Origin of the sequence: Bradyrhizobium sp. B097 (assembly GCF_038957035.1) — a bacterium.
Classification (GTDB): Bacteria; Pseudomonadota; Alphaproteobacteria; order Rhizobiales; family Xanthobacteraceae; genus Bradyrhizobium.
Map to the genome: position 1 here is coordinate 9,159,328 of NZ_CP152412.1, position 21,258 is coordinate 9,180,585.

Consider the following 21,258-nt stretch of genomic DNA (forward strand, 5'->3'; position numbering starts at 1 on the left):
GCTTCTACTCCAACGTATCGGCGGTGCCAACACCTGCGAACCCTGTTCCGCCTCCTTATTGCTGGAGGCGGCGGACCATAAGCAGGGCCGGCTTCGGACGTCAATGCCATGGGCCAACTATCCTCAGGGGCTCACCGCCGGCGGATCGACCCAGCCGACATTGCCGTCCGTACGGCGGTATATGATGTTCAACCGGCCACTGCCGCCATGTTGGAATACCAGGCAGGAGGCGCCGGTCAGATCGAGCTCCATGACGGCTTCGCTGACCGACAGCCGCTTCAGCGCAGTGGTTGCCTCGGCAATGATCACCGGGCTGTATTCGGTGACCTCATCCTCGTTCTCGGGCGCCTCGATGACGTAGCTCGGCGCGTCGAGCCCGACGCCGTTCAATTCGGCAAACGCAGCGTTCGCGGTGTAGGTTTTGCGGGCCGAGCGGTCCTTGAGCCGGCTCTTGTAGCGGCGCAGGCGCTTCTCGATCATCAGGAGCGCGGCGTCCGCGCTGGCATAAGCGTCGGCGGCGTTGGATTCGGCTTCCAGCGTGATGCCGGAATCCAGATGCAGCGAGCAATCGGTGCGGAAGCCGAAGCCATCCTTGCTCAGCGTGATGTGACCGGAATAGTTGCCATCAAAATACTTTCGCAGGACCTCGTCGGTGCGCTCGCTGACGCGCGCGCGAAGCGCCTCGCCGATGCTGATGCTCTTTCCCGAGATTCGAAGGGTCATTTGATGCCTCAATTGCTGGATGCCTCGATCACTCTTGCAGGAGCATGATGTTTGCTGGGCTTCCGGTCACCTCCCTTGCTGGACGACGCTTCGCCAGGAAAGATTGAGACTATCGCGATTTGACGCGAACGCAACGAGGGCATGATCCTGCCCGTACTCGGACGGGGTCGTACTCAAGAAGTAACCTAAACGGGGGCTGTATCGCGCGAGCGGTCGGGCGAGGAGGCAGGGGCCGAAAGGGCATTACCGAGCATGCTCTGTTTGTCACGGCGGCGCTGCACCGAGGATGGTATCCGCATCGCCTCGCGGTACTTCGCGACGGTGCGGCGGGCGATATCAATGCCCGAAGCGCGCAAACGTTCCACGATCGTGTCGTCGGACAGGATCGCCGACGCCGCCTCGCCGTCGATCAATTGCTTGATGTGGTGACGCACCGCTTCGGCCGAATGCGCCTCGCCGCCGTCGGCGGAGGCGATCGACGCGGTGAAAAAATACTTCAATTCAAAACTGCCGCGATTGGTCGCCATGTATTTGTTGGCGGTGACGCGCGACACCGTCGATTCATGCATCTGGATCGCATCCGCTACCGCCTTCAGATTGAGCGGCCTCAGGTGCGCGACGCCATAGGTGAAGAATCCGTCCTGCTGGCGGACGATTTCGGTTGCGACCTTCAGGATGGTGCGGGCGCGCTGATCAAGCGCGCGGACCAGCCAGGTCGCGTTCTGCAGGCAATCGGTGAAGTACGACTTGTCACCGTCCTTGCGGATCGTCTTCGACAGCTCAGAGTAATAGGTCTGGTTGACCAGGACGCGCGGCAGAGTGTCGCTGTTGAGCTCGACATGCCAGCCGCCGTCGGGACCCGGACGCACATAGACGTCGGGCACCATGGTCTGCGTCCGCGCGGCGCCGAACTTCAGCCCCGGCTTCGGATTGAGCCGGCGGATCTCGGCGATCATGTCGGTGATGTCTTCGTCGTCGACGCCGCACAGCTTTCGCAAGGCCGCGATGTCGCGCTTGGCGAGCAGATCGAGATGCTCGACCAGCGCCTGCATCGCCGGATCGTAGCGATCGAGCTCGCGCAGCTGGATCGCCAGGCACTCGCTAAGATTTCGCGCGCAGACGCCCGGCGGATCGAACTTCTGCAGCACCGCGACGACCTCGTCGACCGCCTGCTGCGACGCTCCGAGGCGCTCGGCGGCCTGGCCGAGATCGGCCGGCAGGTAGCCGGCGTCGTCGACCAGGTCGATCAGATACTGCCCGATCATGCGCTGCGCCGGCGCCGAGAACGCCACCGCGAGCTGTTCGGCGAGGTGGTCGGAAAGTGTCAGCTCGGCGGCCACGAAGGCCTCGAGATTGTATTCGTCGTCGCTGGAGGCGCCACCGCCCCATTCGGTATAGACCGACGGGGCCGCGTCCTGCGCGGCGCGCGCGGCGGCTTCGGCCGGCTCTTCGGAGAACACGTTGTCGAGCCCGGTGTCGAGCGTCTGCTCGATCTCGGCGCGGGTGCCGAGGTCGCGGTTCAGCCATTCCTCCTGGCCGGGCTCAAAGGCGGGCTCGCCGCCCGAGCCTGCGGCCATGTCGGACGGCTCGCCGTCATCCCCGTAGCTCGAGGAACCGTCGGAGTCGCCGTAGTCCGGCCGCTCCATCGCCGGCTCGCCCGCCACCGGCGGTTCCGGCCCATCGGCGGCCCGCTCGAGCAGCGGATTGCGCTCCAGCTCTTCCTCGACAAAGGCCGACAGATCCAGGTTCGACAGTTGCAGCAGCTTGATCGCCTGCATCAGCTGCGGCGTCATCACCAGCGACTGCGACTGGCGGAACTCTAGTCTTTGCGTCAGCGCCATGGAGGCAAGATCGATCCCAAAAATTGGCTCGATTCTTGCTTATATTAGTCCGCCTGGGATGTACACGGCTTGACGGATGCAAAATTTGGGCTAGAGGCGGAATTCCTCGCCAAGGTAAAGCCTGCGTACATCCGGGTCGTTAACGATCTCCTCCGGGCTGCCCTCAGTCAAGATCTCACCGGCATAGACGATATAGGCGCGGTCGGTCAGGCCGAGCGTCTCGCGGACATTGTGGTCGGTGATGAGCACGCCGATGCCGCGGTTGGTGAGATGGCGGACGAGGTCCTGGATGTCGCCGACCGCGATCGGGTCGATGCCGGCGAACGGCTCGTCGAGCAGCATGTAGTTCGGGCGCGTCGCCAGCGCGCGCGCGATCTCGACGCGGCGGCGCTCGCCGCCGGACAGCGCGATCGACGGGCTCTTGCGCAGCCGCGTGATGTTGAACTCGTCGAGCAGCGAATCCAGCTCGTGCTCGCGCTTCTTCTTCGAGGGCTCGACGACCTCGAGCACCGCGCGGATGTTCTGCTCGACCGTCAGGCCGCGGAAGATCGAGGCTTCCTGCGGCAGATAGCCGATGCCGAGCCGCGCGCGCTGATACATCGGCAGCTTGGTGACGTCGTGGCCGTCGAGCTCGATCGCGCCGCGATCGGCCTTGATCAGGCCGGTGATCATGTAGAACACGGTGGTCTTGCCGGCGCCGTTGGGCCCGAGCAGGCCGACCGCCTCGCCGCGGCGCACATAGATGCTGACGCCGCGCACGACCTGGCGGCTGCCAAAACTCTTTTCCACGCTATGCACAGCCAGATAGCCCGGCCGCTTGATGAGCTGCGGCGCAGAAGCGGCATTGTTCCTGGCCGGCCTCGCCCGCGCCGGGGCGGGTGCCGCTGCGGGCTGGGATCGCGGCAGCTCGACGGCGGGAACCGGAGCGGCGCGCGCCATCGGCGGCGCGTCGCGCACCGGTGACGTCAGCATCTCGCCGAACTGGTCGCCGAGCGCCGTGATGTCGTCATGCGCGCGCGCAAATCCGGAACTGCGTTTCGCAGGGCGCCGCCGGAACATGCCGAGAAAATCCACCATCCCCGCTTCGCTTCAGCCTTTCACGGTGATCCCGCGACCTTGCCTGCGGACCAATCGATTCGCACGGCAAAGCGCCAACATGCGCCTTGAATGAATGGATGCCCCTGTCCCGGCCAACATAACTCCCCCTCAAAGGCACATCGTCCGGCCGGGCCGCTGGAGTAGATACAGTCTCGCCCGGCGCGCTTCAACCTTGCGACCGCAAAATTTTATCTAACTTATTGATTCTACTTCACCTTACGCGAAGCTTACTTTGGGAGGCCTATTTCGGCTTGCTGCCCGGAAGCAGCTGAAGCGGCGACGGGGCAGCAGGGGCCGTGCCGGGGGCGGCCGGCGTGCCGCAGCCGCCCTTGCCGTTCTGTCCGCCCTGCGACTGGATGAACAGGCCCTGCACCTTGCCGCTGTCGGATTCCACCCGCGAGACGCCGGTGGTCATGTCCACCAGCAGGCGGTCGCCGCGCAGCACGTTCTGGCACTGGGTCAGCACGACCTGGCCGCCACCCCCGCCGATCATGGTGATCAAATTGGTCTTGGTGTCGAAGATCGCGGTCTCGCCGGTGACGACCTGATCCTTCTGGGTGACGACGACATTGCCCTTCGCCTCCAGCCGCTTGATCGAGGACGCGCCGCCGGGGCCGGGCGTTGCCGACTGTATCGGCGCGCCCTTCTGACCGGCGGCAGCCTTGGTGCCGCCCGAGGTACCACTCGTGGCCGGCGTCGGCGACTGCGTCGATTTATCCTCGTAGAACACAACCAGCACCTTCGAGGTCATGGTGGTGTCGCCCTGCACGACCTTCACATTGCCGGCGAAGGTCGCCTCCTTCTTCTTGTCGCGCATTTCGAGCGAGGCGGCCTCGATCTGGATCGGCTGGTCGCGGTTCTGCGAAAAGCCCTGCATGGCGTTGGGAACGCCACTCATCGAGCCCTGTGCGGACGCAGTGCCGGCTGCGAACAGCGTGAGCAGAAAGGCCGCAATTGCGATGCCGTGCGGAAAACGTCTCATCATCAAATTCATTTCGGGTTGGCGGACTTGCGCGGCTTCGGTGGCGGCGGAGGTGGCGCGGGCTCGGCGGGCGGGCTCGGATTGTTGTCGCCGAGCTTGTCCAGATTCATCACGACATTGCCCTCGAACCGCACGAGCTCGCCGCTGTTGTAGATCCTGAGGCGGTCGGCGGTCAGCGTGCCTTGGAGCAGCTTGACGTCGACATGCTCGTCCGACGACACGTTGCCCTTGTTGATGTCGACAAAGGCCTGCGTCAGTTTGGCCTCATAGCCGGTGGACGACTGCAGGAAGATATCCTGCCGCAGGTCGAGCAGCTGCTTCTTGTTGTCGAAGAAGCCGGTGCGCGCATCCATCGTCACTGTCGACTGATCCTGCTGCGCCACCTTGGCGCGGATCGTCTTCAGTTCGACATGATCAGGGTCGGTGACGTCCTGGATCGCCGCCTTGGCCCACATCTCATAGGGCCGGCCCTCAGCGGAGAAGCCGGCGATATGCGGCGATTCCATCGTGATCTTGGTGCCGGACACGACGAGGTTATCCATCTCGACCGGCAGCTTGGGGATCATTTCGCGGAATGGATTGTAGACCGAGACGAAGATGATCGAGGCCATCGACAGCCCGACCACTGCAGGCACCGCGACGCGCAGAATCCGCACCATGCGGCTGTGCCGCGCGGCAGCGGCAAAGCGCGCCTCGAGGCCCGTGACATAGGCTGGATTCTGAACCGAATTCACCTGAGCTCCAGAGGCGCGGAATTGCCCCTATTCTAGCCGGAGCCGCCCGAATATGCAGCCCGGACCTCGCGTCGCGCCCCCCAAGCCGACTTCAAGGCGGACCACGCGTGAACAGTTTGGCCGAAACGGGGCGGAACCGGCCCTGCTGCGACGAATTCGGCGCCCATCATGAACGGGCGAAATCAGGAATGGGCGAAGATGTCCTCGGCCTCCCAGCCGTCGAGATCGAGCCTGGCGCGCGTCGGCAGGAAATCGAAACAGGCCTTCGCGAGATCCGTGCGTCCCTCGCGCGCCAGCATGACATTCAGCTTGTCGCGCAGCGCATGCAGGTGCAGCACGTCGGACGCGGCATAGGCGAGCTGGGCCTCGCTCAGGCTTTGCGCACCCCAGTCGCTCGACTGCTGCTGCTTCGACAATTCGACGTTCAGCACTTCGCGCACCAGATCCTTCAGGCCATGGCGGTCGGTGTAGGTGCGCGACAGGCGCGAGGCGATCTTGGTGCAATAGACCGGCGCCGGCATCACACCGAACGTGTTGTAGAGCACCGCGACGTCGAACCGCGCGAAATGGAAGATCTTGGTGATCGCAGGATTGGCGAGCAGCGCCTTCAGGTTCGGCGAGTCGGTGTGCCCCTTCGGAATCTGGATCACGTCGGCGGTGCCGTCACCGTTCGACATCTGCACCACGCAGAGCCGGTCACGGTGCGGATGCAGTCCCATGGTCTCGGTGTCGATTGCCACGGAATCGGTGTAGCGGGACAGATCAGGCAGATCGCCGCGATGCAGGCGGATGGTCATGCTGTCAAAAACCTCGTCGAATCGCTCTCGGGACAAGCTATCGTTCAATTCCCCGACAGGCGAGCGTGCATCAAGCTTCGTTGTCCAAGCCTTGGCTTGCGTCTCGGCGTCAAAGCCCATCAAGGGCGGAGCGCCGGCAACGCGAACCTCATTGTGCACGCACAGATGGTTCAGGGTTTAGCGCCATTGTGCAGCGGAGACAATGGCTTGGGCAGTCCACAGCGCCAGCGCGGCGCGCGCCATTATTGCCAGCTGACGCGCAGCCCGAGCCGGCCGGTGATGTCGTCGCGGCGGGTGCTGTCCACCGACGTCGTGTAACCCGCGCTCGCATAGGCGCTGATCGTGCGATTGAGCTGCGCGATAACGCCGGCGCCGATCTCGACCGCGGTGCCGCGGCTTTGCACGCCGATCAGGTCGGTGGTCGCAAAGGCGATGCTGCGGTCATTCGCGGCCGTGTGCCAGAGATTGGCCTCGAGATAGGGGCGCAGTTCGGCGGTGCCGACGCTGAAGGTCGCGGGAACGCGCACGCCGAGCCGGCCGGTCAGCGTATCGGCGCTGCCGGGCGCGACGCTGGAGAAGATGTCGTTGAAGCTGTCGAACGACTGGCGCTGCCAGATCAGTTGCGCCTGCGGCTCGATCGCGAGAAAGCGGTTCAGCTGTAGCGGCACGCCGGTTTCCAGCGACGCCGCGACACCGGTGCCCGACACAAGCGCGCCGACCTGACGATCCGACTGCGGGCTTGCACCGTAGAAGCTGCCCATCAGCACGGCGTCGACGTACCAGCCTGAGGGGCCGATATGGGTCCAGTAGCCGCCGACATTCTGGCTGTCGATCGAGAGCGTGCCGGTGCGGACGTTGTTCATGCCGAGCGCGAAGCCGTTGATGCTGCCGCTGGCCCAGCCATACGCATAGAACAAGCCCGCGCGATCATGATGCCCGGGCGCGGATTCAAAGCGCAGGATGTCGACGCCGACCTGCACGCCGGCCATGGTGCCGTCGAAGGACGGGCTGACCGTGCCGGCCCAGCTCTGCGCGCTGTGCGAACCGTACGCGCGCGCCCACGCTGCCGGTTGTTCACCGCCACTGGTCAACAAGGCCTGATCGCCCTGGCGCTGATGGAAGGTGCCGAGCGTTGCGAGCCCGAGCTTCTGCGCGACCTGCGGCAACGCCGAATAGACCGCGACCTCCTCGCGGTAGAGCTCGACGGGCGCTGCGCCTGCCGGCGGCGGCGTCAGCGACGACAGGTCCTCTGCCGGCAGCATCGCGGGCGGCGGCACCACGTTGGGCGATGCCGGCGGCGTTGGTGCGGGTGCAGCCGGTGGCGCCGGCGACGATGTGCCGGGCAACAGCTGCGAGCGGAGATACCAATTGTCGGCGCTGCCGGCCGAGACGCCGCCACGAAACAGCAGATATTCGTGCGCGCCGGCCACGACGGCGTTGGAGAGGCCGAATGCGCCGGGGGCCGTGCTGCCGCCGTTGACCGCCTGCACCACCATGATGCCATCAGAGGTGGTCAGCGCGCCCGCGCCGCCGGCATTGGTGACGGTCACCGCGGTCGAGCCCGACGCATTGCCGCCGGAGATGACGAGCCGATCCGACGGCGAACCGTCGCCACCGAGCACGGTGCGCAGATAAAGCCCGCCGCCATTGCCGACATAGTTGCCCGCGATCGTCAGGCTGTTCGCTGCGGTGGCGCCGCCATTGGTGAGATTGATGACGCCGGCGTTGGTGACGGTGATCGGCGGCCCGCCCGGAAACGACGTGATCGACGGGTTGGCGCCGTTGCCGGCCAGCAGGCTGCTGCCCGCCGCAATCGACACATTGCCGGTCAGCGAGGTCTGCAGCGTCAGCGAACCGCTGTTGATGAAGGTGTTAGCGAAGGTGCCGGTGCCGGCCCAGGTCCAGTCAGCGCCTTCCATCGTCAGCGTTTGGAATCGCGCGAACGCATTGTCGGCCGTGCCGCTGCCTTGCAGCCGCACCTGGTTGTTGCCGCCGCCGCCATCGGCAAGGCCGACAATTTGCGAGCCGGTTTGCAGGATCATCGTCACCGCACCGCCGCCGCCCGCGAGCGCCGTGCCGCTGTTGCCGGCGATCAGGCCGGCATTGACGATGGTGGTGGCGCCGTTGAGCGTGCGGATCGCGGGCCCGTTCTGGCTGATGATCTTGCCGCCGGCGAGGTTCTCGATGCGCGCGGTGAACGACGAGCCGGCCGTGTTGGAGAACACGCCGTCGGCATTGACGCCACGCGCCTCGATGGTGCCGCTGTTGCGCAGGACGGCGGCATTGCCCTGCATGAAGACGGTGTTGTTGGCGGTGCCGCCGGCATCGCCGCCGGTCGTGAGCAGCGTGCCGGTGTTGGTGATGGTCATGAATTGTCCGGCGGAGAAGATCGCACGCGCACCGGCGCCGGCCGTGGTGATGGTGCCGCTATTGGTGAAGGTGTTGCTGTCGCCGGTCTGCACATAGAGGCCGTGCGACTGCGGGCCCTGGGTGGTGATGGTCCCGGTATTGATCAGCGTATTGTTGTTGTGCTGCGTGAGACCGGTGATGGCAAGCCCGCGCGAGGTGCCGTTCTGCGTCGTGATCGTGCCGTTGTTGATCAGCGTGTTGCCGTTGCTGCTGGCGGCGATCGCATTGCTGCCGGCGCCGGTGGTCGTGATCACGCCCGACGTAGCATTGGTGAAGACATTGCCGTCGCCGCTGCCGAAGATCCCCGTGCCGCCGCCGCTGATGGTCAGCGTGCCGTTGTTGGTGGCGGTGCTGCGGGAGACAAGGCCGATCGCGGCCGCGCCGGCGCCCGGCGTGATGCCGGCGCCCTGCAGCACGTTCACGGTGACGTTCGAGCTGCCGGCTGCGGCCTGCACGCCAGCGGGTGAGGGATTCGGCGCTGTGGTCGAGCAGGTCACCGTCTGACCGCTCGCCGGCGCAAGACTGTCGCAGGCAGCAAACGCCTGCGAGACCGATAGAAGATAGCCGCCACCCAAAGTGCACGACAGGATCGCCGCGAGCCGCGATGAAACCATGCCCTTACTCCAACCTCGGCGCGAACCCGACCCCCGGCCTCCCGCCACCTGTGACCCCCCTGCCCCGCTCTCAGCGTCGGCTGATCCGCTCCGTTCAAGCTTGAGACGATTTGCAGCGATCTGTTGCGCGACCGCCACAGACGGAACCATGAGCTGTATCATCACGATTCACATCCTTGACGTGCGTACGCTTCCGAGGTTGTGAAGTACAGCACTCACCCGTTGCAGTTATCGCCCGACACAACCGGAAACAATCGCTTGGCGTGATCCGGTGCACCGCTGCCCCCATTTTCTCGCCAAGTTCGATCTGGGGCGCACGGCCAAGTCATTGCCGCCGCACGTTCAATTTCGATGGAACTGTTGCCGGCGCGCCCCATGAAATCCGGCCGTACCCTCCCTATCTGTTGCCAGCCCGGACCCGCTTCGCAATGAAATGAGCCTTATGTCGGAACAGACCATCGCCGCGCCGATCGACGAGCCGCAGGAACGCGGCTTTTCGCGCTATCAAGCCTTCCTGATCGCGCTGCTTGCCTTCACGCAGTTCACCCTGATCCTCGACTTCATCATCATGTCGCCGCTCGGCGCCATCCTGATGCCGTCACTCAACATCACGGCGGGGCAGTTCGGCGTCGCGGTCTCGGCCTACGCCTTCGCGGCCGGCATTTCCGGCATCCTCGCCGCCGGTTTTGCCGATCGCTTCGACCGCAAGCGGCTCTTGCTGTTCTTCTATGTCGGCTTCACCTTCGGCACCGCGCTGTGCGCACTGGCGCAGAATTTCCATGTGCTGCTGCTCGGCCGCATCGTCACCGGCCTGTTCGGCGGGGTGATCGGCTCCGTCGTGCTCGCCATCGTCACCGACCTGTTTCCGCTGCATCTGCGCGGCCGGGTGATGGGCTTCATTCAGACCGCATTCGCCGCGAGCCAGGTGCTCGGCGTGCCCGCCGGGCTGTTCCTGGCCAATCACTGGAACTGGCACATCTGCTTCGTGGCCATCGTCGGCCTGTCGATCGCGGCGATCGCCACCATCGCGCTGGTGATGGAGCCGGTCGACGGCCATCTCAAGCTGCAGCACGACCGCAACCCGTTCCAGCATTTGATCGCAACCGTCGCGCAGCCGCGCTACACGCTGGCCTTTTTGGTGACGACGCTGCTGGCGACCGGCGGCTTCATGCTGATGCCGTTCGGCAGCGCCTTCACCGTGCACAATCTCGGCATCGATATCGTCCATCTGCCGACGATCTATCTGGTCTCCGGCCTGTTCAGCATCCTGATGGGACCGCTGGTCGGCCGCGCCAGCGATGCATTCGGCAAATATCCGACCTTCATCTTCGGCTGCGTGGTGTCGGCCATCATGGTGCTGATCTACACCCATCTCGGCCACGTCTCGCTGCTGACCGCGATCATCGTCAATGTGCTGATGTTCGTCGGCATCTTCTCGCGCATGATCCCCTCGCAGGCGCTGATGTCGGCGATCCCCGACGCCAGCCAGCGCGGCTCGTTCAGCGCGATCTCAGCGTCGGTGCAGCAGTTGTCGGGCGGGCTCGGCTCGGTGGCTGCCGCCGCGATCGTCGCCGAGAATCCGGACGGCTCGCTGCTCCATTTCGACCGGATCGGCTACGTCGTCATAGCGAGCTCGATGATCTCAATGATCGCGATGTATTTCGTGCAGCGGCCGATCGCGCGGCGGGCGGGACGGCGTGTGGTGTGAGAGGCGCGGACGCGACACCGACTGGGGAAGCAGGCTGCGGCCATCGCTTCGGGCCAGCTGCAGCCCGACACACCGAGCATAACGGTGACGGGTTACGGCTTCGCCGCACCCACCCTCCGGATACTGAGCGATTTCAATCGCTTAAAAAGGAGGTGGTGCCCAGGAAAGGACTCGAACCTTCACGGCCGTTAAGCCACTGGCACCTGAAGCCAGCGCGTCTACCAATTCCGCCACCTGGGCATGTGGAGCGGCTTAGTAAGGATCGGTTACGCGCTTGTCAAATTCGCGATTGGAAATTCAAATAGCCTGTACAGGATTGGGCTGATGGCGTATCGGCAGAAGCTCTAAATACGCCCAATCGCTCTCGAATCCGGCAGGAATGGACCTCATGGCATCGAACCTGGAAACGCTCGTCACGGTCTTCGGCGGATCGGGTTTTCTGGGACGGAACGTGGTCCGGGCACTCTGCAAGCGCGAATACCGCGTGCGAGTCGCGGTGCGGCGGCCTGAACTGGCGGGCCATCTGCAGCCGCTCGGCCGGGTCGGGCAGATCCATGCCGTCCAGGCCAATGTGCGCTACCCGGCCTCGGTCGAGGCGGCGATGCGTGATTCGCATATCGCCATCAACCTGGTCGGCATCCTGGCCGAGGGCGGCGGGCAGAGCTTTGACGCCGTGCAGGTGAAGGGCGCCGAGACCATCGCCAAGGCGGCAGCCGCGAATGGCGCTCGGATGGTCCACGTCTCGGCGATCGGCGCCGATAAGGATTCGCTGTCGGGCTATTACCGCGCCAAGGCGGAAGGCGAGCAGGCGGTGCAGGCCGCCCTGCCACAGGCCACCATCATGCGGCCGTCGCTGCTGTTCGGGCCGGAGGATCAGTTCACCAACCGCTTTGCGGCGCTGGCGCGGATGTCACCGGTGCTGCCGCTGGTCGGCGGCGGCGTCAACAGGCTGCAGCCGGCCTATGTCGCGGACGTCGCGGACGCCGTGGCCGATGCCGTGGACGGCAAGGCGAAGGCAGGCGCGACGTACGAGCTCGGCGGGCCGGAAGTGCTGACCATGCGCGAGGTGATGCAGATCATCCTTCAGATCACGCAGCGCGATCGCATGCTGGCGCCGCTGCCGTTCGGCCTCGCCAAGCTGCAGTCATATGTCCTGCAATTCGCACCGGGGCCGTTCACGCTGACCCCGGACCAGGTCGCGATGCTGCGCTCGGACAATGTCGTGTCCGACGCCGCCAAGGCCGCCGGTCTCACTTTCGCGGGTCTCGGCATCACGCCCGATTCGATGGAAGCGATCGCCCCGCAATATCTCTGGCGCTTCCGCGCGACCGGGCAGTTCCAGAAGAAGAGCGCGTAGGCGCTCTCTCCACCTGACGTCCCGGCATCGCCGACGCGGGCTGCCCCGCCCACGCAACACGGCTCTTTCCCCGTCATCCTGAGGAGCGCGGAACGCGCGTCTCGAAGGATGAATCGGCCACGGTCGGGCCGTCGCCCTTCGAGACGGCCGCTTTGCGGCCTCCTCAGGGTGACGGTGATGGATGGCCTCTACCTTCCCATCGCCAGCGCGATCAGGCCGAGCGTGCCGACGATCACGCGCCACCAGGCGAAGAAGGTGAAGCCGCGGCGGGTGACGAAGTTGAGGAATGCCCGCACCACGATCATCGCGGTGATGAACGACACCACGAAGCCGACCGCGATGACGCTGAGATTGTCCGAGGTGAAGTCGCCGCGGTTCTTGTAGAAATCATAGGCGAACGCGCCGACCATGGTCGGGATCGCGAGGAAGAACGAGAACTCCGCCGCCGAGCGCTTGTCGGCGCCGAGCAGCATCGCAGCCACGATGCTGGCGCCGGAGCGCGACACGCCGGGGATCATCGCAAGGCACTGCGCGACGCCGATCCAGAAATACATCAGCAGCGGGAACCGGGTCGCGTCGTCCTCGTACACCTTGAGATCGAGCTGATCGACCCAGAGCAGGACGGCGCCGCCGACGATCAGCGTGAAGCAGACCACCCACGGATTGAACAGGAATTCCTTGATGTATTTGCCGGCGATCAGGCCGATCACGACGGCGGGCAGGAACGCCACCAGCACGCCGATCACGAAGCGGCGGTCGTCGGGATTGGAGAACATGCCGAGCGCGACGCGCCACAATCTGGTGAAGTAGAGCACGAGGATCGCGAGGATCGCACCGAGCTGAATCAGGATCGCAAAGCTCTTCCAGAAATTGCCTTCGCCGAGATTGAAGAAGCGTTCCGCAAGCAGCAGGTGGCCTGTCGAAGAGACCGGCAGGAACTCTGTGACGCCCTCGACGATGCCGAGAATCACCGCCCGCAGCATATCCGTCATCATGATCTGATCTGCCCTGTGTGAAAAACCGAATTCTTCTCGCTTATTCGCACATAGGCCGCAATCGCAAAGAATCGTCAAACAATGGGTTACCCGGCCGATTTGCTGGGCTATAGCGTTTTTGTGACCCGCGCCATCTGCGGGGGTGGCTACCGGTTTGCGTGCCGACGCGACATAGAGACGAGCGGAACTGGTCCGCCCAATTCACAGGTCAGGTCACACAGGTTGATGGTTTCTTAAGCGCCACGACACTACCAAGGGCTTCATGTATACGCTGTATCACCATCCGTTCTGTCCGCATTCGCGCTTCATTCGCCTCGTGCTCGGCGAGTATGGCCTCGATCTGCGCCTGGTTGAGGAACGCGTCTGGGAGCGGCGCGAGGCGTTCCTGGCGCTCAATCCGGCGGCAAACACGCCGGTGCTGATCGCCGAGGGCTTTCCGCCGATCCCGGGTGCACCCATCATCGCCGAATATGTCGACGAGACGCATGGCCTCGATGCCGGCGAGCGGCGGCTGTTGCCGACCTCAACGGCCGAGCGCGTCGAGGTGCGCCGGCTGATGGCGTGGTTCAACGAGAAATTCTTCGAGGAAGCCTCCAACCCGCTGGTGACCGAGCGGATCTACAAGCGCTTCATGAGCGAGGACAATGGCGGCGGCCCGCCGGCGCCCGACATCATGCGCGCCGCCAAGGTCAATGTGCGCTATCATCTGAGCTATATCGGCTGGCTGGCGAAGACGCGGAACTATCTCGCCGGCGACCGCCTCACCTACGCGGATCTCGCCGCCGCGGCGCACCTCTCGGCGATCGACTATCTGGGCGACGTGCCATGGAGCGAGGACGACGCGGCAAAGGCGTGGTACGCGCGGGTGAAATCCCGCCCGTCGTTCCGCCCGCTGCTCAGCGAATGGCTGGCGGGGGTGCCGGCGTCGCGCACCTATGTGGACCTCGACTTCTGAACCAGGCGGTCCGCCTCTCTCCGTCCGATCTCAAGGCCGCCCTTCAGCGCGAGGCGCGCGCGCTCGGCTTCGACGCCATCGGCTTCACCGATCCTGATGCGACGCGCGAGGCCGGACAATATTTTTTGGAATTCCTCGGCTCCGGCGGCCATGGCGACATGGACTGGCTCGCGGCCAATCCGGAGCGGCGCACTGAGCCGCGCGTGCTGTGGGGTGGCGTGCGCTCGATCATCATGCTCGGCGTCAATTACGGGCCCGACGACAACCCGCTGGATATTCTCGCGCGCCGATCGCATGGCGCGATCTCGGTCTATGCGCAGGGCGACGACTATCACGACGTGATCAAGAAGCGGCTGAAGATTCTCGCGCGCTGGCTCGCTGCTGCGACCGGCGACGAGGTGAAAGTGTTCGTCGACACCGCCGCGGTCATGGAGAAGCCGCTCGCGCAGGCCGCAGGCATCGGCTGGCAGGGCAAGCACACCAATCTGGTGTCGCGCGAATTCGGCTCGTGGCTGTTTCTCGGCGCGATCTATTCCGCGACCGAGCTGCCGCGCGACGAGGGCGAAGCCGATCATTGCGGCAGCTGCCGCGCCTGCCAGGACATCTGTCCGACGGCGGCGTTTCCGACTCCGTACAAGCTCGATGCGCGGCGCTGCATCTCGTATCTGACGATCGAGAACAAGGGTCCGATCCCGCACGAATTCCGCAAGGCCATCGGCAACCGCATCTATGGCTGCGACGATTGCCTCGCGGTGTGTCCGTGGAACAAGTTCGCGATGGCGGGACGCGAGCAGAAGCTTGCGGCGCGCGACGCGTTGCGCGCGCCCGCGCTTGCCGATCTCGCGCGGCTCGGCGATGCCGCGTTTCGCGCGCTGTTCACGAAATCACCGGTCAAGCGCATCGGCCGCGACCGCTTCATCCGCAATGTGCTGATCGCGATCGGCAATTCCGGCGATGCAAACCTCGCCGCAGAGGCGCAGCACCTGCTCGACGATACAAGCCCGCTGGTGCGCGGCGCGGCGGTGTGGGCGCTATCGCAGCTGATCGCCCGCGATGCGTTTGCGACGCTGGCGTCACGAGCCGACGCCGAGCCCGATGCCAGCGTGCAGCAGGAGTGGCGCGCGGCAGCCGGCTCTTGATTTCATCGCGCCGTTCCCGTCATGGTCGACAACCATGACAAACCCGCCCTTCTTCACCAGACATGGCGACGGCTTCATGCCGACGTCAGTTGCCAACGGACCGTGGAGCCCGGAATCGATGCACGGCCGCGTCGTGATCGGGCTGCTCGGCTTCGTCATCGAGGAGCGCCACGGCTCCGACGATTTCGTCCCCGCGCGGCTCACGGTCGACATGTTCCGGTTGCCCAACATCACGACGCCGGTCGAGGTGACGACGAAGCTTGTGCGCGATGGGCTCCGCATCAAGGTGATCGAGGCCGAGTTCGTCTCAGGCGGCACCAGCATGGCGCGCGCCTCCTGCCAGTTGTTGCGCAGGACGGAAAATGCGCCCGGCAACGTGTGGTCGCCGCCGAACTGGAAGGTGCCGGCGCCCGGGGAGATTCCGAAGCCCGCCGATCCGAGGCTCGGCATGAACGGCAAATGGGAGACGCGGCCGATTGTCGGCCACATGGGCTCGCTCGGCGAGCGCAGGCTCTGGATGAGCGAAGTCCGCGAGCTCGTCGCGGGCGTGAAGATGACGCCGTTCGTCCATGTCGCGACCGGCGCGGATTTCGCCAGCCCGTTCGCCAATGCCGGCGACCAGGGCCTTGGCTACATCAACAGTGACGTCACGATCTATCTGCACCGATTGCCGGTGAGCAACTGGATCGGCTTCGAGGTCGTCAACCATCACGCCACCGACGGCATCGCGATCGGCGAATGCTGGCTCTATGACGAGCAGGGCCCGATCGGCACGTCGACCGTCGCGGCGCTCGCCCAGCGCAAGCCGATGACCAATCCGCCGCCGCCGTAGGTCCTCGTCATTGCGAGCGAAGCGAAGCAATCCATTTGTCCGCGCATGCGGTGGCATGGATTGCTTCGTCGCTTTGCTCCTCGCAATGACGGCGAACTACTCGGCCAAATGCCGCTGCATCTCCGGCCGGGCCCTCAGCGCAGCGCCTTGCTTGCCGACGATCTTCGCGATCCGCTCCGGCGCGAAGTTCAAGTCGACGAAAGCCGGCGCGGTGTTGGCGACCTCGTGATACTCCGTGATCTTGCCGTCGCGCAGCCGCATGATCGCGACGCCCTCGAACATCGCACGCGCGCCGTTGGCTTCCGGCAAGGTCGAGCGGTAGCTGAACGTGTAGCGCGCATAGAGCGTTGTGCCGTCGCTGACGGGATCGTGCATCACCCAGCGGAAATCGGTCGCGGTCCGGTAGAACCAGTCGTCGATCATCTCGGCGATCCTGGTGTGGCCCTCGAACGCGCCGTAGAACACGTCGTGGTAGACGCCGTCGTCGGTGAAGAGGCTTGCGAAGGCCTTGCCGTTGCGCTGCTCGACCGCGTCGCAGAACGCGCGCAGCATTGTGGTCGTGTTCATTGGCGTTTCTCCCCGGTGCTTGTGGCCCATCCTTCGAGGCTCGCTTTCGCTCGCACCTCAGGATGACGCCTGTTTCTGTAGCCGTCACCCTGAGGTGGCCGCTTCTTCAGCGGCCCTCGAAGGGCGGCGGCGTGGCTAGATCTCCGCCACCGCGGCGATGATCCGCGCGATGTCCTGCGGCCGCGACAGCCGGTGGTCGCCGTCCTGGATCATGGTCAGCACCACGTCCTCGGCCGGCAGCCGATGCACCAGCGCGAAGGCGTGCTTCCACGGCACGTCGGGATCCTGCGCGCCCTGCAGGATGCGCACTGGGCAACCGACGTCGATCTTGCTGCCGAGCAGCAGATGGTTGCGGCCCTCCTCGATCAGATCGCGGGTGATCGGATAGGGCGAGCCGTCGCCATATTCGGACGGCCTGAGCCAGACGCCCTTGGTCTCGATCTCGGCGCGGATCTCCGGCGAAAAACCCTTCCACATCAATTCCTCGGTGAAGTCGGGCGCTGGTGCGATCAGCACGAGGCCGGCGAGTTGCGCCTTCGCGTTCCCGCGACGCATGATCTCGCGTGCCAGCAGCAGCGCCATCCAGCCGCCCATCGAGGACCCGATCACGACCTGCGGCCCGCGGCAGAACTGCGAGAAAACAGCGACGCTCTCCTCGAGCCAGCGGCCGATCGTGCCGTCGGCGAAGTCGCCGCCGGATTCGCCGTGGCCGGAATAGTCGAACCTGACCGAGCTGCGGCCATGCTCGGCCGCCCATGCATCGAGCGCGATCGCCTTGGTGCCGGTCATGTCGGACTTGAAGCCGCCGAGCCAGAACAGGCCGGGATTGCTGCCAGCCCGGGCGCGCACCGCGATCCGGCGCGCCCCAAGGCCCTCGCCGACCTCGATGAAGGCGGGTTCCTGCTCGAATGCGGCGGTTTGGCTCATGGTTCGGTCACTCGCGTGTCAGAGACCTGCTTTTCAATCGTCGCGCGGCAGCGGTCAACGGCAGCAGGCCCGCCTTGCAGAGCAGGTGCGCCCGCTATATGTGCCGGGCGTGGCCAAAATGCCTCGCAATTGACGGTTTTGCCGCGTAAAAGAGCGAGTTCGCTTGCCCGTCGCAGCGTCTTGCTTCAAAATATCCGCCTTCCCTTTCACAACTTTGGAGAGTTACCCATTCGCCGTCCCAATAGAGCCCCGCCCACAGTCGCAAAAGACGGGCCGCGCACCAATGATGAGATTCGCAACGCGCAGATCCAGCTGATTGATTCAGATGGTGTCAACCAGGGCACCGTCGAAACCATGGTGGCCATCAAGATGGCCATGGAAGCCGGCATGGATCTTGTCGAGATTTCGCCGAACGTCAGTCCTCCGGTCTGCAAGATCATGGACTACGGCAAGTACAAATATTCCGCGCAGAAGAAGGCCGCCGAAGCTCGCAAGAAGCAGAAGGTCGTCGAGATCAAGGAGATCAAGCTCCGCCCGATGATCGACGATCACGACTATGACGTGAAGATGCGCGCGATGCAGCGCTTCTTCGAGGAAGGCGACAAGGTCAAGATCACCTTGCGCTACCGCGGTCGTGAGATGGCGCACCAGGAGATCGGCACCAAGCTCTTGGACAAGGTGAAGGCCGACGTTGCCGAATTCGCCAAGGTCGAGCAGGACGCGAGGTTCGAAGGCCGCCAGGTCGTGATGGTGCTGGCGCCGCGCTAATTCGAATTCGTCGCTTTGCTGAAAATGGAGCAGCCCGTCAGACCTCTGGCGGGCCGTTTCTTTCCTGTAGCCCGGATGGAGGCTCCCGTAGCCCGGATGGAGCGCCAGCGTAATCCGGGACGGTGCGTCCGCGGCTCGACCTGCCCCGGATTTCGCACCGCTCCATCCGGGCTACTGTTCCGTAGTTTGGCTACCTGAAACGTTGCAAAACCGCCGATCCTCTGTCATAAGCCGGGCCTTCGCCGCCCGGCTGATCAAGGGCTGCCGTGGCGACGTTCAGTGCAGGTTCTTTCAATTCGGAAAAAACCATAGCACTTTCAACGCTCTAACGAGCATTTTAGCCGACCGAACGCCTCTTTGGGCGATATTCGTGTTGGGCGACAGGAGAGCTAAATGCCCAAGTTGAAGACTAAGTCGGGCGCTAAAAAGCGCTTCAAGGTGACTGCCACTGGCAAAGTCATGCACGCCCAGCGCGGCAAGCGCCACGGCATGATCAAGCGGACGAAGAAGCAGATCCGTCAGCTCCGCGGCACCCGCGTGCTGTTCAAGACCGACGGCGACAACGTCAAGAAGTACTTCTTGCCGAACGCCTGATCGCGCTCATCTGCTTGAACCCGGCCGCCTGAAGCGCGGCGCCCCGTCACTTCTTCTAGATCTCAAGGATTTCCGTCATGTCTCGCGTCAAACGCGGTGTGACCTCTCACGCCAAGCACAAGAAAGTCTTCAAGGCCGCCAAGGGCTATTACGGCCGCCGCAAGAACACGATCCGCACCGCCAAGCAGGCCGTCGAAAAGGCCGGCCAGTACGCCTTCCGCGACCGCAAGCGCAAGAAGCGCACCTTCCGCGCGCTCTGGATCCAGCGCATCAACGCTGCGGTCCGTCCGTTCGGCATGACCTACAGCGTGTTTATCAACGGCCTCTCCAAGTCGGGCGTCGTGGTCGACCGCAAGGTGCTGTCGGATCTCGCGATCCACGAGCCGGTTGCGTTCCAGGCGATCGCCGAGAAAGCCAAGGCCGCGCTGGCTGCCTGATCCTAGCGGGCCTTCTGGCCCGCTTTCAGCGCCTTCTGCGAATAGCGCTGGGCGACCTGCGCCCGACAGAACGCCGTAAACGAGATGTACATGGTGCCGGATTCATTCCGGTACTTGCGGTCGCAGACCTGCATCTCGTGCTGGTACGCCCGCTTCGGCGCGCCCTTGAGGCCGGACAGGAAGTCCGCCTCGCATTTCTTCTCGACCACGGCCCCGAACTGGACGTCTCCGCTGGCGCCGTATTCGCACGCCTCGAAGATCTTCATCGCGCGGTTGCAGCTCGGCGCCTTCTCCAGCACCGCGATGATGTCGTCCATCTGGGTCGATTTGGCGGGACATTCCTCGGTCGCGGCATACGCCGCGCCGAGCATGAACAGGACCGCTGGCACGGCCAGGCAAGATCGCAGCAACATCGCGTGGGTCTCCTTGAACTCCCCTTGGGTAGCCCGACCTCCGCGCGGGGTTCAATGCAGTCGGCCACAAGCCCGAAATGACCGGCTTTTTGCTTGACGTTACGGCCTTCGGGCGGCGACAACCCAGCCGAATTTTGGCGCATGGTTCGGAAGCCGGCTCTTCCCGCCGGATCATGCTCAGCGCAGGAATTGACCGTGTCCGACCTCGCAACGCTCGAAACATCCATCCTCGACCAGATCGCCTCGGCCGCTGACGAGGCCGCCCTCGAGGCGGTGCGCGTCTCAGCGCTCGGCAAGAAGGGCTCGATCTCGGCGCTGCTTGCCACCCTCGGCAAGATGTCGCCGGAGGAGCGCAAGACCGAGGGCGCCAAGATCAACCTCGCCAAGGATGCGGTGACGCAGGCGCTCGCGGCCAGGCGCGATGTGCTGAAAGCGGCCGCGCTCGATGCACGCCTTGCCGCCGAGACCATCGACGTCACGCTGCCGCTGCGCGAGACGCCGGCGGAGACCGGCCGCATCCATCCGCTGAGCCAGGTGTGGGACGAGCTCACCACGATCTTCGCCGACATGGGCTTTGCGGTCGCCGAAGGTCCCGACATCGAGACCGACGACTACAACTTCACCAAGTTGAATTTCCCCGAGGGCCATCCCGCGCGCGAGATGCACGACACCTTCTTCTTCAACCCGAAGGAGGACGGCACACGCATGCTGTTGCGCACCCACACCTCGCCGGTGCAGGTGCGCACCATGCTGAGCCAGAAGCCGCCGATCCGCGTGATCTGCCCGGGCCGCACCTATCGCATCGACTCGGATGCGACCCACACGCCGCAATTCCACCAGGTCGAAGGCCTCGTGATCGACAAGGGCTCGCATCTCGGTCACCTCAAGTGGATCCTGCACGAGTTCTGCAAGGCGTTCTTCGAGGTCGACCACATCAACATGCGGTTCCGGCCCTCGTTCTTCCCGTTCACCGAGCCGTCGCTCGAGGTCGACATCCAATGCCGCCGCGACAAGGGCGAGATTCGCTTCGGCGAGGGCGAGGACTGGATGGAGATTCTCGGCTGCGGCATGGTGCACCCGAACGTGCTGCGCGCCTGCGGCATCGATCCCGACGTCTACCAGGGCTTTGCCTGGGGCATGGGCATCGACCGCATCGCGATGCTGAAATATGGCATCGCCGATCTCCGCCAGCTGTTCGAGAACGACATCCGCTGGCTCAACCACTACGGCTTCAAGCCGCTCGACATCCCGACGATCGCGGGAGGGTTGAGTACGTGAATACAACTCCCGCTTCCATCGCGGAGAGAGCCCCCTCCCTGACCCTCCCCCGCAAGCGGGAGAGGGAATGGATAGGGCGTGCTCGCATGG

General features: G+C 64.5%; 20 protein-coding genes and 1 tRNA gene. 9 read left to right on the forward strand and 12 right to left on the reverse strand.

What is annotated here, in order from left to right; genetic code table 11:
* Nucleotides 1–123 precede the first annotated feature (123 nt).
* The 7 genes from raiA to AAFG07_RS42185 form a co-directional block, all read right to left on the reverse strand.
* A complete protein-coding gene (raiA, locus tag AAFG07_RS42155; protein WP_176534627.1) occupies nucleotides 124–723 on the reverse strand; it encodes a ribosome-associated translation inhibitor RaiA in 600 nt (199 codons plus the stop codon).
* Between the two features lie 185 nt (nucleotides 724–908).
* Complete coding sequence (gene rpoN, locus AAFG07_RS42160; protein ID WP_342725401.1) at nucleotides 909–2,564, reverse strand: RNA polymerase factor sigma-54; 1,656 nt, start codon at nucleotides 2,562–2,564, stop codon at nucleotides 909–911.
* Nucleotides 2,565–2,654: 90 nt separating this feature from the next.
* A complete protein-coding gene (lptB, locus tag AAFG07_RS42165; protein WP_342725402.1) occupies nucleotides 2,655–3,641 on the reverse strand; it encodes an LPS export ABC transporter ATP-binding protein in 987 nt (328 codons plus the stop codon).
* A gap of 262 nt (nucleotides 3,642–3,903) precedes the next feature.
* A complete protein-coding gene (locus tag AAFG07_RS42170; RefSeq protein WP_342725403.1) occupies nucleotides 3,904–4,647 on the reverse strand; it encodes an LptA/OstA family protein in 744 nt (247 codons plus the stop codon).
* A gap of 5 nt (nucleotides 4,648–4,652) precedes the next feature.
* The gene (gene lptC, locus AAFG07_RS42175) at nucleotides 4,653–5,378 is read right to left on the reverse strand and encodes an LPS export ABC transporter periplasmic protein LptC (protein WP_342725404.1); all 726 of its coding nucleotides are present in this window, start codon (nucleotides 5,376–5,378) and stop codon (nucleotides 4,653–4,655) included.
* A gap of 182 nt (nucleotides 5,379–5,560) precedes the next feature.
* Nucleotides 5,561–6,175 carry a ribonuclease D gene (locus tag AAFG07_RS42180; RefSeq protein WP_212312608.1) on the reverse strand — a complete coding sequence of 205 codons (615 nt, stop codon included), beginning with the start codon at nucleotides 6,173–6,175 and terminating at the stop codon, nucleotides 5,561–5,563.
* A 242-nt stretch (nucleotides 6,176–6,417) separates the two neighbouring features.
* Nucleotides 6,418–9,198 (reverse strand): autotransporter outer membrane beta-barrel domain-containing protein, encoded by a 2,781-nt coding sequence (locus AAFG07_RS42185; protein WP_342725406.1) that lies wholly within the window; start codon nucleotides 9,196–9,198, stop codon nucleotides 6,418–6,420.
* A gap of 442 nt (nucleotides 9,199–9,640) precedes the next feature.
* Here AAFG07_RS42185 and AAFG07_RS42190 point away from each other — a divergent pair, with 442 nt between their 5' ends.
* Nucleotides 9,641–10,906, forward strand: coding sequence for an MFS transporter (locus AAFG07_RS42190; RefSeq protein WP_342725407.1), 1,266 nt, complete (start codon nucleotides 9,641–9,643; stop codon nucleotides 10,904–10,906).
* Between the two features lie 153 nt (nucleotides 10,907–11,059).
* On the opposite strand, the gene AAFG07_RS42195 is transcribed toward AAFG07_RS42190, so the two are convergent.
* A tRNA-Leu gene (locus AAFG07_RS42195) sits at nucleotides 11,060–11,146 on the reverse strand.
* A 148-nt stretch (nucleotides 11,147–11,294) separates the two neighbouring features.
* Here AAFG07_RS42195 and AAFG07_RS42200 point away from each other — a divergent pair.
* Nucleotides 11,295–12,263 (forward strand): complex I NDUFA9 subunit family protein, encoded by a 969-nt coding sequence (locus AAFG07_RS42200; RefSeq protein WP_342725408.1) that lies wholly within the window; start codon nucleotides 11,295–11,297, stop codon nucleotides 12,261–12,263.
* Between the two features lie 188 nt (nucleotides 12,264–12,451).
* Here the strand turns inward: AAFG07_RS42200 and AAFG07_RS42205 are convergent, their stop codons facing one another.
* On the reverse strand, nucleotides 12,452–13,258 hold the full coding sequence (locus AAFG07_RS42205; protein WP_298371300.1) for an undecaprenyl-diphosphate phosphatase: 807 nt from the start codon (nucleotides 13,256–13,258) through the stop codon (nucleotides 12,452–12,454).
* Nucleotides 13,259–13,520: 262 nt separating this feature from the next.
* Here AAFG07_RS42205 and AAFG07_RS42210 point away from each other — a divergent pair, with 262 nt between their 5' ends.
* Genes AAFG07_RS42210 through AAFG07_RS42220 form a run of 3 tightly spaced genes read left to right on the forward strand, consistent with a single transcriptional unit; the run spans nucleotide 13,521 to nucleotide 16,184 of the window.
* Nucleotides 13,521–14,213, forward strand: a complete 693-nt coding sequence (locus tag AAFG07_RS42210; protein WP_097671348.1) for a glutathione S-transferase family protein — start codon at nucleotides 13,521–13,523, stop codon at nucleotides 14,211–14,213.
* Entirely contained in the window at nucleotides 14,162–15,352 is a 1,191-nt protein-coding gene (gene queG / locus AAFG07_RS42215; protein WP_342725410.1) for a tRNA epoxyqueuosine(34) reductase QueG, read from the forward strand. The genes AAFG07_RS42210 and queG overlap by 52 nt, the downstream gene beginning before the upstream one ends.
* Before the next feature lie 34 nt (nucleotides 15,353–15,386).
* On the forward strand, nucleotides 15,387–16,184 hold the full coding sequence (locus tag AAFG07_RS42220) for an acyl-CoA thioesterase domain-containing protein (RefSeq protein WP_342725411.1): 798 nt from the start codon (nucleotides 15,387–15,389) through the stop codon (nucleotides 16,182–16,184).
* Nucleotides 16,185–16,280: 96 nt separating this feature from the next.
* Here AAFG07_RS42220 and AAFG07_RS42225 read toward each other — a convergent pair whose 3' ends face one another.
* Together AAFG07_RS42225 and AAFG07_RS42230 are read right to left on the reverse strand one after the other, a co-directional pair.
* Nucleotides 16,281–16,751, reverse strand: a complete 471-nt coding sequence (locus tag AAFG07_RS42225; RefSeq protein ID WP_342725412.1) for a nuclear transport factor 2 family protein — start codon at nucleotides 16,749–16,751, stop codon at nucleotides 16,281–16,283.
* Nucleotides 16,752–16,886: 135 nt separating this feature from the next.
* A complete protein-coding gene (locus AAFG07_RS42230; RefSeq protein WP_342725413.1) occupies nucleotides 16,887–17,678 on the reverse strand; it encodes an alpha/beta hydrolase in 792 nt (263 codons plus the stop codon).
* A 228-nt stretch (nucleotides 17,679–17,906) separates the two neighbouring features.
* On the opposite strand from AAFG07_RS42230, the gene infC reads away from it, so the two are divergent.
* The 3 genes from infC (at nucleotide 17,907) to rplT (ending at nucleotide 19,477) form a co-directional block, all read left to right on the forward strand.
* Nucleotides 17,907–18,446: a translation initiation factor IF-3 gene (gene infC, locus AAFG07_RS42235; protein ID WP_092126381.1), complete on the forward strand. Its 540-nt coding sequence runs from the start codon at nucleotides 17,907–17,909 to the stop codon at nucleotides 18,444–18,446.
* Between the two features lie 393 nt (nucleotides 18,447–18,839).
* Entirely contained in the window at nucleotides 18,840–19,040 is a 201-nt protein-coding gene (gene rpmI, locus AAFG07_RS42240; protein WP_008539890.1) for a 50S ribosomal protein L35, read from the forward strand.
* 77 nt (nucleotides 19,041–19,117) lie between these two features.
* Nucleotides 19,118–19,477: a 50S ribosomal protein L20 gene (rplT, locus tag AAFG07_RS42245; RefSeq protein WP_029081033.1), complete on the forward strand. Its 360-nt coding sequence runs from the start codon at nucleotides 19,118–19,120 to the stop codon at nucleotides 19,475–19,477.
* 2 nt (nucleotides 19,478–19,479) lie between these two features.
* Here rplT and AAFG07_RS42250 read toward each other — a convergent pair whose 3' ends face one another.
* Nucleotides 19,480–19,890: a hypothetical protein gene (locus AAFG07_RS42250; RefSeq protein ID WP_342725414.1), complete on the reverse strand. Its 411-nt coding sequence runs from the start codon at nucleotides 19,888–19,890 to the stop codon at nucleotides 19,480–19,482.
* A 195-nt stretch (nucleotides 19,891–20,085) separates the two neighbouring features.
* Between AAFG07_RS42250 and pheS the strand changes: the two genes are divergently transcribed.
* Nucleotides 20,086–21,168 (forward strand): phenylalanine--tRNA ligase subunit alpha, encoded by a 1,083-nt coding sequence (gene pheS, locus AAFG07_RS42255; protein ID WP_342725415.1) that lies wholly within the window; start codon nucleotides 20,086–20,088, stop codon nucleotides 21,166–21,168.
* Nucleotides 21,169–21,258: the final 90 nt, after the last annotated feature.

Excerpts from the sequence above, each read along its gene's own strand:
- raiA (WP_176534627.1), bottom strand. The coding sequence starts at position 723 with ATGACCCTTCGAATCTCGGGAAAGAGCATCAGCATCGGCGAGGCGCTT.
- rpoN (WP_342725401.1), bottom strand. The coding sequence starts at position 2,564 with ATGGCGCTGACGCAAAGACTAGAGTTCCGCCAGTCGCAGTCGCTGGTG.
- lptB (WP_342725402.1), bottom strand. The coding sequence starts at position 3,641 with ATGGTGGATTTTCTCGGCATGTTCCGGCGGCGCCCTGCGAAACGCAGT.
- AAFG07_RS42170 (WP_342725403.1), bottom strand. The coding sequence starts at position 4,647 with ATGATGAGACGTTTTCCGCACGGCATCGCAATTGCGGCCTTTCTGCTC.
- AAFG07_RS42180 (WP_212312608.1), bottom strand. The coding sequence starts at position 6,175 with ATGACCATCCGCCTGCATCGCGGCGATCTGCCTGATCTGTCCCGCTAC.
- AAFG07_RS42185 (WP_342725406.1), bottom strand. The coding sequence starts at position 9,198 with ATGGTTTCATCGCGGCTCGCGGCGATCCTGTCGTGCACTTTGGGTGGC.
- AAFG07_RS42190 (WP_342725407.1), top strand. The coding sequence starts at position 9,641 with ATGTCGGAACAGACCATCGCCGCGCCGATCGACGAGCCGCAGGAACGC.
- AAFG07_RS42200 (WP_342725408.1), top strand. The coding sequence starts at position 11,295 with ATGGCATCGAACCTGGAAACGCTCGTCACGGTCTTCGGCGGATCGGGT.
- AAFG07_RS42205 (WP_298371300.1), bottom strand. The coding sequence starts at position 13,258 with ATGATGACGGATATGCTGCGGGCGGTGATTCTCGGCATCGTCGAGGGC.
- AAFG07_RS42210 (WP_097671348.1), top strand. The coding sequence starts at position 13,521 with ATGTATACGCTGTATCACCATCCGTTCTGTCCGCATTCGCGCTTCATT.
- queG (WP_342725410.1), top strand. The coding sequence starts at position 14,162 with ATGGCTGGCGGGGGTGCCGGCGTCGCGCACCTATGTGGACCTCGACTT.
- AAFG07_RS42220 (WP_342725411.1), top strand. The coding sequence starts at position 15,387 with ATGACAAACCCGCCCTTCTTCACCAGACATGGCGACGGCTTCATGCCG.
- AAFG07_RS42225 (WP_342725412.1), bottom strand. The coding sequence starts at position 16,751 with ATGAACACGACCACAATGCTGCGCGCGTTCTGCGACGCGGTCGAGCAG.
- AAFG07_RS42230 (WP_342725413.1), bottom strand. The coding sequence starts at position 17,678 with ATGAGCCAAACCGCCGCATTCGAGCAGGAACCCGCCTTCATCGAGGTC.
- rpmI (WP_008539890.1), top strand. The coding sequence starts at position 18,840 with ATGCCCAAGTTGAAGACTAAGTCGGGCGCTAAAAAGCGCTTCAAGGTG.
- rplT (WP_029081033.1), top strand. The coding sequence starts at position 19,118 with ATGTCTCGCGTCAAACGCGGTGTGACCTCTCACGCCAAGCACAAGAAA.
- AAFG07_RS42250 (WP_342725414.1), bottom strand. The coding sequence starts at position 19,890 with ATGTTGCTGCGATCTTGCCTGGCCGTGCCAGCGGTCCTGTTCATGCTC.